Here is an 11,653-nt window from a genome sequence, read left to right as displayed (position 1 = left end):
AAGCCCCCCTGGGGATCAGACCGCGAAGCTGACGCCGCAGCCGCAGGCGGCTGTCGCGTTGGGATTGCGGATCTGGAAGCTGGCGCCGATCAGCTCGTCGACATAGTCAATCTCTGACTTGTCCAAGAACTCCACGCTCATCGGATCGACCAGCACAGTGGCGCCGTCGCGCTCGATGCGCAGATCATCCTCAGCGGCTTCGGCCTCCAGATCGTATTTGTAGGAAAAGCCCGAACAGCCCCCGCCCACCACAGACACGCGCAGGAACGCCTTGTTCTGGCTGGCCAGCACGGCCTTGATCTGGCGGGCCGCCGTCTCTGACAGGGTGATCTGGGGATTGCTCATCTTCGCCTCAATTGCGTCTCGCGCCGCCGCCGGTTTCGTTTACCGGCGCACCACAGTATATGGACCGCCATAGCCCGCCATGGAAGACCCTGCTCCCGATGACACACGCCCGCGCGCCGTATGCCTGTGATCCTGCCCACAGCCGGGGGCGGGCGTTTGCGCAGCCTGAAAGCGCCATGCGCACCGCCTTCCAGCGCGACCGCGACCGGATCATCCATTCCAGCGCTTTCCGCCGCCTGAAAGAGAAGACGCAGGTCTTCGTGGCCCATGAGGGGGACGCCTACCGCACCCGCCTCACCCATTCGCTGGAGGTCGCCCAGATCGCCCGCACCCTGGCGCGCGCGCTCCATGCAGACGAGGACCTGGCTGAAGCCGCCGCGCTGGCCCATGATCTGGGTCATCCCCCCTTTGGCCATTCGGGCGAGGATGCGCTCCAGGACGCCATGGCGGACTTTGGCGGGTTTGATCACAACGCCCAGACCCTTCGCGTGATCACCAAGCTGGAGCACCGCTATCCGCAGTTTGAGGGCCTCAACCTGTCGTGGGAGACGCTGGAGGGCGTGGTCAAGCATAACGGCCCGCTGCTGGCGCCGGGCGCTGGGCCGGAGGCGCTGGCCTGGGGGTTCACCGCCTATGAGGGCTGGCGCGCGCTGGAGCTGCACACCCATGCCGGCGTGGAAGCTCAGATCGCCGCCCTGTCCGACGACATCGCCTACAATAATCACGACATCGATGACGGGCTGCGCTCGGGCATCCTCACCCTCGATCAGCTGATGGAATTGCCGCTGGCCGGGCCGGTCTTCCAGGGCGTGCGCGCCCGCTATCCAGGCATCAATCAGGACATCCTCATTCACGAAGCCGTGCGTGAGCTCATCGGGCTGATGGTCTCCGACGTCCTGACCGAAACCCGCCACCGCCTCAGCCAGTGCGGCGCGGACAGCCCGGACGCGGTGCGCGCGCTCGACCAGCCGGTGGTGGCGTTCTCTGAAGCCATGACCCAGAAACTCGCCGCCGTGCGCCGCTTCCTCTATGCGAACCTGTATCTGCACTACAAGGTCAAGCGCATGAAGGAAAAGGGCAAACGGGTCGTACGCGACCTGTTCGCGGCGTTCCTGTCAGACCCGCAGCTCCTGCCCACCACCTGGCAAAGAACCTGCGACGGCGCGGGCGGCGAAGCCACGGCGCGCACGGTCTGCGACTATATCGCTGGCATGACCGACCGCTACGCGGTGGACGAGCATCGCAAGCTGTTCAGCCTCGACGGCTGGCGCTGAGCGTTTCCTGCGCGGAAGCACGGCTTTTCGCACCGGGCGCGTTGTTGCAGCGCGGTGAAACCTTATCTCATTGAACACAGACGGACGACGCGTCCGCCGCACCCAATTCAATGAGGTATCCTCATGCGCCAGTTCACCGCCCGCCTCGCCAAGGCCCTGACCGCTTCGCTCGCCATCGCCAGCTCCGCCTCCGCCCAGGACTGGGCGCTGGACCGCGAGGCAAGCTCGGTGCGCGCTGCGATCGCCGTGTTCAACACGCCCGCTGAAGCCCGCTTTACCGATTTTGACGCCCAGATCACGCTCGACCCGGACAATCTCGCCGACGCGCGCATCGACGCGGTGGTAAGCACCGCCAGCGGGACCATGACGACGCGCGACTATCAGCAGGCCATGCTGTCCAGCGAAGGCCTCGCCGCCAGCGCCCACCCGGAGGCGCGCTTCGTCTCTGACGATGTGCGCGCCGTGGAGGGCGGCTATGAAGCTCATGGCGTCCTGACCATCCGCGATGTGGAGGAGCCGGTGGTGCTCGCCTTCACGCTGGAGATTGATGGCGGCCGCGCCGTGGCGGCGGGTGAGTTCGAAGTGTCGCGTTCGGCCTTCGGGATCACCGGGTCCAGCTGGGGCGCCGGCAATGTGGGCGAGACCGTCACCGTGGCCCTGCATATCGAGGCTGACGCGCGCTAGTCGCGATCCGCGCACGCCGCCCCCGCCCCTGATGACCTGACAGGTCCGCCTCCCCCTGCCTGACGCAAACGGCAGGGGGAGGCTATCACTGCGCGTGGGCCCCGTGCTAAGTCTGCGCTCCCGCAGTGCAACACCCGTTCGCAAGTGCAAAATAAACGAACGATCATCACGCGCTTTGCGCCCTCGCCCACGGGCTATCTGCATATCGGCGGAGCCCGTACAGCGCTGTTCAGCGCCCTGTTTGCGCGCCGCCATGGCGGCCAGTTCAAGCTGCGCATCGAGGACACCGACCGGGCCCGTTCGACAGACGACGCCGTCACCGCGATTCTCGACGGCCTGCGCTGGCTGGGCCTCGACTGGGATGGCGAGGCCGTGTCCCAGTTCGCGCGCGCTGAGCGCCACCGCGAGGTGGTGGACGCCCTGATCGCGCGCGGCGCGGCGTTCCGCTGCTGGTGCACCCCTGAAGAGGTGGAGGTCCTGCGCCAGACCGCCTTCGACGAGGGCCGCGCCCTGCGCTCGCCCTGGCGCGACCGTGATCCGTCCGAAGGGCCGGATGCGCCCTATGTGGTGCGCTTCAAGGCGCCCGAGCGCGATGTGGCCATTATGGACGGCGTCCAGGGCGAAGTGCGCTGGGCGGCCAAGGAATTTGATGATCTGGTGCTGCTGCGCTCCGATGGCGCGCCGACCTATAATCTCGCCGTCGTGGTCGATGATCACGATATGGGCGTGACCCATGTGATCCGCGGCGACGATCACCTCGTGAATGGCGGGCGCCAGACCCAGATCTATGACGCGCTGGGCTGGAATATCCCCCATTTCGCCCACATCCCGCTGATCCACGGACCGGACGGCAAAAAGCTGTCCAAGCGCCACGGCGCGCTGGGCGTAGAGGCCTATCGGGATATGGGCTATCTGCCTGAAGGCCTGCGCAATTACCTCTTGCGCCTGGGCTGGTCCCATGGCGACAAGGAGCTGTTCACCGACGCCGAGATGGTCGCCGCCTTTGATCTGGCGGGCCTGAACAAATCGCCGGCCCGGCTCGATTTCGACAAGATGGCCAGCGTCAACGCCTTCCACATGAAGCGCGCCGATTCAGCGCGCCTCACCGATCTTCTGTGGGCACGGCTGGAGACCAAACCCGGCCTGCGCCTCGACGATACGGGCCGCGCCTGGGTACGCGCCAGCATGGACGCGCTGAAAGAGCGCGCCGCCACCCTCGCCGAACTGGAAGATCAGGTTTATTTTATGCTGCAATTGCGTCCTGTGGCGCTGGCGGGCAAAACCGCCAAGGCGCTGGACGAGGACGCGCTGGCGCGTCTGGGTCGTCTGCGCCAGACGCTCGCCGGCCATGATGACTGGAGCGAGGCGGCGCTGGGCGGCGTCTTGAAAGCATTCGCCGAAGCCGAAGGGGTCGGTTTCGGCAAGATCGGGCAGCCGCTGCGCGCGGCGATGACGGGGGGCGCGCCCGCGCCCGATATGAGTTTCGTGCTGGCCATCCTTGGACGCGACGAAGTCCTGGCCCGGCTCGATGATGTGATTTGACCGGCGCGCCGGCCACGGGCGCCCCGCAGCGCCCGGCCAGCCGCCAGAAGCGAGGGTGACGAGATGAAAAACAAGGTTCAGAACAAGGGCGCAGCCCAGCTGACGATCAACGGCAAGACCTATGACCTGCCGGTCCTGGCCGGCTCGGTGGGCCCGGACGTGATCGACATCCGCACCCTCTACCGCGATGCGGGCGTGTTCACCTATGATCCCGGCTTCACCTCCACCGCCAGCTGTGAAAGCCAGATCACCTATATCGACGGCGATGAGGGCGTGCTGCTCTATCGCGGCTATCCCATCGACCAGCTGGCCGACAACGCCAGCTTCATCGAAACCGCCTATCTCCTGCTGCATGGCGATCTGCCCACCAAGGACGAGCTGCACAGCTTTGACTGGACGATCCGCCGGCACACCATGCTGCACGACCAGTTCGACCAGTTCTTCCGCGGTTTCCGCCGCGACGCCCACCCGATGGCGATCATGGTCGGCACGGTCGGCGCGCTCAGCGCCTTCTATCACGACTCCACCGACATCAATGACCTGCAGGCGCGCACCATCTCGGCCCACCGCATGATCGCAAAAATGCCGACCATCGCCGCGCGCGCCTATAAATACTCCATCGGCCAGCCCTTCATCACGCCGCGCAACGAGCTCGATTACGCGGCCAACTTCCTGCGCATGTGCTTCGCCGTCCCGGCCGAGGATTACGTCGTGTCCCCGACGCTGGCGCGCGCCATGGACAAGATTTTCATCCTGCACGCCGATCACGAGCAGAACGCGTCGACCTCCACGGTGCGTCTGGCCGGCTCCTCGGGCGCCAACCCGTTCGCCTGCATCGCGTCGGGCATCGCCTCGCTCTGGGGTCCGGCCCATGGCGGCGCCAATGAAGCCGCGCTGACTATGCTGGAGGAAATCGGCTCGGTGGACCGCATTCCTGAGTATGTGCGCCGCGCCAAGGACAAGAATGATCCGTTCCGCCTGATGGGCTTCGGTCACCGCGTCTACAAGAATTACGACCCGCGCGCCAAGGTGATGCGCGACACCTGCCACGCCGTGCTGGACGAGCTGGGCGTGCGCGACGAGCCGCTGCTGGCCGTGGCCATGGAGCTGGAGCGCATCGCACTGGAGGACGAGTATTTCGTCGAGAAGAAGCTCTATCCCAATATCGACTTCTATTCGGGTATCACCCTGCGGGCGATGGGCTTCCCCACCGACATGTTCACCGTGCTGTTCGCCGTGGCGCGCACCGTCGGCTGGATCGCCCAGTGGAGCGAGATGATCGAAGACCCCAGCCAGAAAATCGGCCGTCCGCGCCAGGTCTTCACCGGCGCGCCCGAGCGCGGCTATGTGAAGCTGGACAAGCGGTAGGCACTGTATACGGCGCCCTGACGGTTCGCGCTTGGCGGACCGTCAGGCGCGCGCTGGCCAGGTCATCCTTCCCTGTTGTCCCGGAACCTCTCCCTGTTGTCCGGGAACCTCTCCCTGCTGTCTCGGAAACCCCTCCTTGTTTTCCCGGAAACCCTCGTTGTTTTCCCGGAAACCGCGAAGCGGTTTTCCGGGATCCATCCCGACAGGATTGAACCGCCTCGGCGGTGGAGATGATCGGTGGATGGATCCCGGACCGGCTGCGCCGCCCGGGCAGACAAGGGGGGTGGTTTGGCGCCGCTTCTCTCCCGCCATCATGCCGGGAAGCCGCCCATGCTGAGCGGCTGCGATTTCCTGCCGGTTGGCGATGCGGCCGTTCTTGCCGGGTGTGCCCGAGCCGGTGATGTGAGGGAGATAGGCACGGAAAAAGATGTATGCCCCCTTTTCCCAAAGCGCACAGCGTTATAAGGAGGCCAAATGAGTTCGGGAATGCCTGATGGCAAAAAGATCCGCATCCGATCGTTCTACGGCTTCAGCCCGGAGGACGACGGGTACGTCGGCTGGACGCGGGAAAGTTCCCGCGACGCCTATCTTCGCAAGCTAAATCACGGCGACCTTATAATGATCTATGGCGCCAGCAGCGCAGAGACTGCGAAGCCACTACGATCATATGTGCTCGGCTTTCTGGAGGTCGAGGCAACGCCGATCCGTGATTACGAAAAAGCTTCTAAGGTTGGCTTAGATCGAAAACGGGATGCAGGCTGGGCCGAAAAGTGGACCTATGCAATTCCGGTCCGCCGCGCTTGGCGGGCCGAAGAGAAAATGATGATCTCAAGGATCGCATTCCATTCCTATCGGGCTGAAGCAGGTCAGGCTCTTGCGGTGCATGGCGCAGATTTGGATCCGGATGAAGTTGCTCAAGCACTGAAAATCAAGGTCCGTGAGGTCAACGTCTACGGCGAGCCGCCCATCACTGCTTGCGAGGCGCAAGTGATGGCGTTCGGGCAAACCTTCCAGCCTTCCCGTGCGTTTCCCGGAAGTTTCGGCGAAAGGACTTCGATTTACGAAGATGGGGAGACGTTCCTATACCTTGCAGCTTACGAGGGTGACGGCCATGCGCTCCTTGGCAGGCAGAAATCCTTCGGCGACAAATCGGTTGCCCTGAAGATCGGAGTAACTAACGCACTGAAGCGCCGTTGCGCTGAATTGAACGCGGGTATCCCACCGAAGGCAAGCGGCCGATGGGTGCTACGCGTGAATTCGCAGCCATTCCCGGACAAGAAGTCGGCGGAGGATGTAGAAGCTCAATTCAAGCAAATTGCTGCAGATCGATTTGAGAGTTTGGGCGGCGAATTCTTTTGGGGAAAACTCCAGGATGCGGAGTCCCTATGCTGGTCTTTGCCCGGCATGTCTCGATTTTAAATAATGAATGTCCATCTAAATTTTTAATTCACTGTGGCGCGCAAGGCGAACCGGTCAAGCCGCTGCTCGCTACGGCGTCTCCCCCTCGCCACACCCTCAAACCCGCACGCCGCCCGCCTTCGCCCGCACCAGCTCCAGCACCGCCCGCGCCGCCACCGTCGCCGGATCGCCGCCCTCACCGGCCATGACCGCCGTCACCTCGCGCAGGCGTTCTGACAGGGCGTCGCGGCCGCGGGCGTCCTCCAGCAGGGCGTAGGCGGCTTCCGCCAGCCGGTCGCCGGTGCAGTCCATCTGGACATATTCGGGGATCAGCATCTCGTCGGCGGCGATGTTCACCAGCGAAATATATTTGGCCTTCATCAGGACATAGCGGGCGAGCGCCCAGTTCATCCAGCCCAGGCGATAGGCGGCGATGGTCGGCACGCCCAGGCGCGCCAGCTCCAGCGTCACCGTGCCTGAACACGCCAGCGCCGCGTCGGCGGCGTGAAACGCGTCGAGGCGCTCGGGCGCATCCACGACCACCAGATTGGAGAAAGCCGGCTCGGCCGCAATCATCTCGCGCGCCTGCACCGCGATGGAGGGCGCCAGCGCGGTGACCAGACGGGTCTGGGGCCTGGCTTCGCGCAGGCGGCCCGCCGCAGCGGCGAAGGGCGCGAACAGACGCTCCAGCTCGCCCCGGCGGCTGCCCAGAAGCATCAGGAGCAATTCGTCTTCCGCCCCGATCCCGTGGCGCTGGCGGAACGCCGGCCCGTCGCCGGACAGATCGCGCGCCAGCGCCGGATTGCCCACGAAGGTCGTCTTCAGCCCGTGGGGCTCGAAATACTCAGCGTCGAACGGGTGGATCGCCAGCAGGTGATCCACATGGCGCGCCAGGACTTTCGCCCGGCCGCGGCGCGCGGCGAAGACCTGCGGGCCGACATATTTGATGCGCTTTATGTCCGGCGCGCGCGCCTCCAGCTTCCAGGCCAGGCGCAGCATGAAGCCCCAGGAATCGATCAGCACCGCCGCGTCGGCGCCGAACGCGGCCGCGGCCTCCGCCGCCTGCTCGGCCCGCTCATGGACCAGCTTGACGATGCGCACCCCGTCCAGCAGGCCGAACACCGATAATTCCGAAATATCAAACGTTGACACGACGCCCCGGCGCGCCATCTCCGCTCCGCCCATGCCGGCGATCTGGACGTTGGGGTCGGCCCGGCGCAGCGCATCAATCAGCTCGGCGCCCAGCATATCGCCCGAGGCTTCGGCGGCGGCGATATAGATGCGCGCCGGGCTAGCCATCGCCCACCGCCCCGTCGCCGCTCGCCGCATCATTGACGATCCAGACAAACAGGCCTGCGTCTTCAGCCGCGCGCGCCACCGCCTCGGCGCCCAGGATCAGCGCGCCGCCCGCCGGCGCGGCGATGCCCGCCAGCCCGGCGCAGGCGGCGCCCTCCACCGTCGACACGCCGATCACGGGCAGATCGATGCGCCGCTCCTGCCCCGGCTTGGGCCGCTTGGCGAGCACGCCGCGCCGCTGCTGCGGCGTGCCGCGAAGGGTTGCGGGCAGATCCGCGACGCGTCGCAGCATCGCATCGGTGCCCTCCTGCGCCTCTACGGCGAGCACCAGCCCGTCACAGACCACGGCGCCTTGCCCCACATCCTCCGCGCCGATCACGCCCGCGATATGGAGCGCGCGCAGCGCATCGCGGCGCTGGGCCTCGTCAGGCCGCTGCGCACCCAGATAGCCTTCGCGCGCCGTCAGCTCGCGGGCGATTTCGTCGGCGCCCACCACGGCCAGGCCTTCGGCTTCAAACACGCCGATCACCGTGCGCAGCAAGGCGTCATCGCCGCGCGCCGCCGCCGCAATCATTTTGGGAAGCACGGAGATGCCTTTGAAGTCAGGCTTGATCTGGGAAAAGTCCGGGCGGCTGACAATGCCGGCGAAGCACACCGCGTCGCACCTGGCCTGCGCCAGGTCCTTCATCACCCCGCCCAGCTCGCCCAACCCGCGTGTCTTCGCGCCCTCAAACCGGGCCGGGTCAGCGAAGCCTTTCAGCGCCACAACAGTCGCCAGCCGGCCATCGGCCCGGGCGGCCTCGGCGACATGGACGGGCAGCTCGCCCCCGCCTGCGATCAGGCCCAGACGCGTCCAGGCGCCCGCCATGTCAGCGCGGTTCCGGGAAGCAAAGCGGCCGGGCGGCGGGCGCCCTGATGAACTCGATGATTTCCATCACTTCGCGCGCATTGGCGAACAGGCGCGCCGCGTCCTCGATGCGCTCGTTGAACGCGCCCTCTTCGGCATAGAGCAGGCGGTAGGCCGCCCGCAGATTATGGATGGTCTCGCGCGAGAAGCCCCGGCGTTTCAGGCCCACCAGATTAAGCCCGGCGAGCCAGCCGTGATTGTCCGCCATGCCATAGGGGATGAGATCGCCGGTCACCGCCGCACCGCCGCCGACGAAGGCGTATTTGCCGATCCGGCATTTCTGGTGCAGCGCCGACAGCCCGCCCATGATCACGAAATCGCCCAGCGTGGATTCGCCGCCCAGCGTGGCGTTGTTGGCGAACACCACGTTGTCGCCGACGATGCAGTCATGGGCGATATGGGCGCCCACCATGAAATAGCCGCCCGACCCCACACGCGTCATGCCGCGCGCCGTGGGCGTGCCCAGATGCATGGTGACCTGTTCGCGCAGCACATTGCGGTCGCCGATCTCGAGCCGGACCTCGCCGCCCTTGTATTTGAAATCCTGGGGCGGTTCGCCCAGCGCCACGAACGGGTGCAGGATGCAATCCTCCCCGATCTTCGTCCAGCCCTGCACCGAGACGTGGGAGTGCAGCCGCGTGCGCGCGCCGATCTCCACATTGGGACCGATGATGCAATAGGGGCCGATCTCGGCATCCGTCCCGATTTTCGCGGACGCATCGATGATGGCGGTGGGGTGAATCTGCGTCATGGGTTGCCCGCCTCCCGCGGGGCGGAGGTCGCCGCGAACTCCGCTTCGGCGCATTTCACGCCATTGACGCGCGCCTCGCCCTTGAACTTGAACACGCCGCGCCGGCTGGCGGTGACTTCCACCGGCATTTCCAGAAGGTCACCCGGCCGCACCGGTTTGCGAAAGCGGGCATGGTCCACGCCCATGAAATAGATCACGGTATTGGCAATGTCGGCATCCAGCGTTTTGGACATCAGGATGGCCCCGGTCTGGGCCATCGCCTCGATGATCAGCACGCCCGGCATGACGGGGTTGCCCGGGAAGTGCCCGGGGAAATAGGGATCCGCCGCCGACACGCACTTGATGCCCAGGATTGACTGACCCGGCACATAGCGCTCAGCCCGGTCCACCAGCAGGAAGGGGTGGCGGTGCGGCAAGCGGCGCAGAATCTCGTCCGGCGTGATGATGTCCTGCGCGCTCATGCTGCGCCCTCCCCCGGCTCGGCTTTCCTGGGCTTTCGTCCGCTCTGGCGGCGCAGCCACGCGGTTTCCCGCATGAAGCTTTTCAGCGGCTGGGCCGGCGATCCGGCCCAGGTCTCGCCTGCGGGCACATCACGCATCACGGCTGCATCCGCCGCCAGGCGCGCGCCTGCGCCGATTTTGAGATGGTCGGCGATCCCCACCCGGCCGCCAAACTGCGCGCCCGGCCCGATATCCACACTGCCCGACACGCCCGCAAACGCGGCCATCACCGCATGGTGGCCGACGGTGACGTTGTGGCCGATATGGCAAAGATTATCGATCCGGCAGCCGCGGCCCAGGACCGTATCGCGCAGCATGCCCCGGTCGATGGTGGAATTGGCGCCGATGGTCACTTCATCCTCGATGAGGACGCGGCCCAGATGCGGCAGCGTCACGATCGCACCGGCTTCATAGGCCAGCCCGAAACCTGCCTCGCCGACCACCGCGCCCGCGGAGATATCGCAGTGCTGGCCGACAATCGCGCATTGCAAGGCGGCGCGCGCGCCGATGCGCGTATGGGCGCCGATCACCACGCCCGGCCCGATCACCACGCCCGGATCGATCTCCGCATGAGCGCCGATCTGCGCGTCAGGGCCGATGATGACGCCTGGCGCAATGCGCGCCGAGGCATCGATCCGCGCCGACGGCGCGATCAGGTCAGGACCGTCATGAAAACGCTGGGTCAGAAAGAGCGCCGCCGCCCGGGCGAACGCCGCGCGCGGGGCCTCATGAACCAATACGGCGGCGGCCTGAATCAGGCCAGTCGCCGCGTCTGGCGCGATCACGACCACGCCCGGCGCCGAGAAGAGCTCGGCGGGGGCGCGGGTGAGAAACACCAGCGCGCCCTGAGGGGCGGTGGCGGGCTCGGCCACGTCGTTGACCGGCGCGGCCGGGTCGCCTTCGCAGCGCGCACCGGTGCGCGCCGCCAGATCACCCGCGGTCAGCGGGCCGAGCCGCTCAAAGAAGCGCGGATCGGCCCCCACGACCGGCTTACTGCTCGGGCGTGCGCTGCGGCGCGCGGACCCGGTTGACCGGGGTGGTCGTGATGCGCGCGTTCAGGCGCTCCAGAACCACATCCGTGACGTCGACGCTGTTGGCCGTCATGATGGTGACCGACTGGTCCAGCATGATCACGCCGTTACGCTCGGTCATCACCGCCTGCATGATTTCCTGCAGGATCGGGATCACCGGCTGCAGCGCGGCCTGCTCGGTGGCGGCCAGCTCCTGCTGACGGACACGGCGCTCGAGCTCCAGGTTGCGCATGTCTTCCTGGAATTGCTGAACGCGCTGGATCAGGTCCGGACGCTGGCGGATCGCTTCCTCGGTCATGGCCGAGGTTTCGGTGTTGAGCGCTTCGCTCTCGGCGCGCACGGCGTCCTGCTGGGTCTGGATTTCGGCCTGCATTTCCGTGCCGATTCGTTCCAGCTGAGCGGCGATATGCTGGCCGACAGCGCTTTCATTGAGCGCGCGTTCCTGGTCAACGACCAGGATTTGCGCCGAGGCCGCGGTGGAGGCGGCGGCGGCGAGCACGAGCGCCGCAATCATGCGAAGCGGCGTGCCGGTAAGGCGGAAATTGAAGTTTTTCATA

General features: G+C 66.1%; 12 protein-coding genes. 5 read left to right on the top strand and 7 right to left on the bottom strand.

The features are described from left to right. Positions 1-15 precede the first annotated feature (15 nt). Positions 16-345, bottom strand: coding sequence for an iron-sulfur cluster insertion protein ErpA (erpA, locus tag L2D01_05655; GenBank protein WBQ11268.1), 330 nt, complete (start codon positions 343-345; stop codon positions 16-18). Between the two features lie 98 nt (positions 346-443). Between erpA and L2D01_05650 the strand changes: the two genes are divergently transcribed. From L2D01_05650 to L2D01_05630, 5 genes are all read left to right on the top strand, one after another. After that, positions 444-1,619, top strand: a complete 1,176-nt coding sequence (locus L2D01_05650) for a deoxyguanosinetriphosphate triphosphohydrolase (GenBank protein ID WBQ11267.1) — start codon at positions 444-446, stop codon at positions 1,617-1,619. A gap of 123 nt (positions 1,620-1,742) precedes the next feature. After that, positions 1,743-2,303: a YceI family protein gene (locus L2D01_05645; protein WBQ11266.1), complete on the top strand. Its 561-nt coding sequence runs from the start codon at positions 1,743-1,745 to the stop codon at positions 2,301-2,303. 144 nt (positions 2,304-2,447) lie between these two features. Beyond that, positions 2,448-3,845, top strand: coding sequence for a glutamate--tRNA ligase (gene gltX / locus L2D01_05640; protein WBQ11265.1), 1,398 nt, complete (start codon positions 2,448-2,450; stop codon positions 3,843-3,845). 63 nt (positions 3,846-3,908) lie between these two features. Next, entirely contained in the window at positions 3,909-5,213 is a 1,305-nt protein-coding gene (gene gltA / locus L2D01_05635) for a citrate synthase (GenBank protein WBQ11264.1), read from the top strand. Positions 5,214-5,699: 486 nt separating this feature from the next. Next, positions 5,700-6,632, top strand: a complete 933-nt coding sequence (locus L2D01_05630; GenBank protein ID WBQ11263.1) for a hypothetical protein — start codon at positions 5,700-5,702, stop codon at positions 6,630-6,632. Between the two features lie 96 nt (positions 6,633-6,728). Here L2D01_05630 and lpxB read toward each other — a convergent pair whose 3' ends face one another. Genes lpxB through L2D01_05600 form a run of 6 tightly spaced genes read right to left on the bottom strand, consistent with a single transcriptional unit; the run spans position 6,729 to position 11,652 of the window. Further along, positions 6,729-7,910: a lipid-A-disaccharide synthase gene (gene lpxB / locus L2D01_05625; GenBank protein ID WBQ11262.1), complete on the bottom strand. Its 1,182-nt coding sequence runs from the start codon at positions 7,908-7,910 to the stop codon at positions 6,729-6,731. After that, the gene (gene lpxI, locus L2D01_05620) at positions 7,903-8,775 is read right to left on the bottom strand and encodes a UDP-2,3-diacylglucosamine diphosphatase LpxI (protein ID WBQ11261.1); all 873 of its coding nucleotides are present in this window, start codon (positions 8,773-8,775) and stop codon (positions 7,903-7,905) included. Before lpxI ends, lpxB begins: the two co-directional genes overlap by 8 nt. Position 8,776: 1 nt before the next feature. Then, the gene (lpxA, locus tag L2D01_05615; GenBank protein WBQ11260.1) at positions 8,777-9,565 is read right to left on the bottom strand and encodes an acyl-ACP--UDP-N-acetylglucosamine O-acyltransferase; all 789 of its coding nucleotides are present in this window, start codon (positions 9,563-9,565) and stop codon (positions 8,777-8,779) included. Then, complete coding sequence (gene fabZ, locus L2D01_05610; protein ID WBQ11259.1) at positions 9,562-10,026, bottom strand: 3-hydroxyacyl-ACP dehydratase FabZ; 465 nt, start codon at positions 10,024-10,026, stop codon at positions 9,562-9,564. Before fabZ ends, lpxA begins: the two co-directional genes overlap by 4 nt. Beyond that, the gene (lpxD, locus tag L2D01_05605) at positions 10,023-11,048 is read right to left on the bottom strand and encodes a UDP-3-O-(3-hydroxymyristoyl)glucosamine N-acyltransferase (protein WBQ11258.1); all 1,026 of its coding nucleotides are present in this window, start codon (positions 11,046-11,048) and stop codon (positions 10,023-10,025) included. The genes fabZ and lpxD overlap by 4 nt, the downstream gene beginning before the upstream one ends. Positions 11,049-11,055: 7 nt before the next feature. Then, on the bottom strand, positions 11,056-11,652 hold the full coding sequence (locus L2D01_05600) for an OmpH family outer membrane protein (protein ID WBQ11257.1): 597 nt from the start codon (positions 11,650-11,652) through the stop codon (positions 11,056-11,058). Position 11,653: the final 1 nt, after the last annotated feature.

The organism is Hyphomonadaceae bacterium ML37 (assembly GCA_027627685.1).
In the GTDB taxonomy this organism is placed as follows: domain Bacteria; phylum Pseudomonadota; class Alphaproteobacteria; order Caulobacterales; family Maricaulaceae; genus Oceanicaulis.
This window is presented reverse-complemented; position numbering and strand designations above follow the sequence as displayed.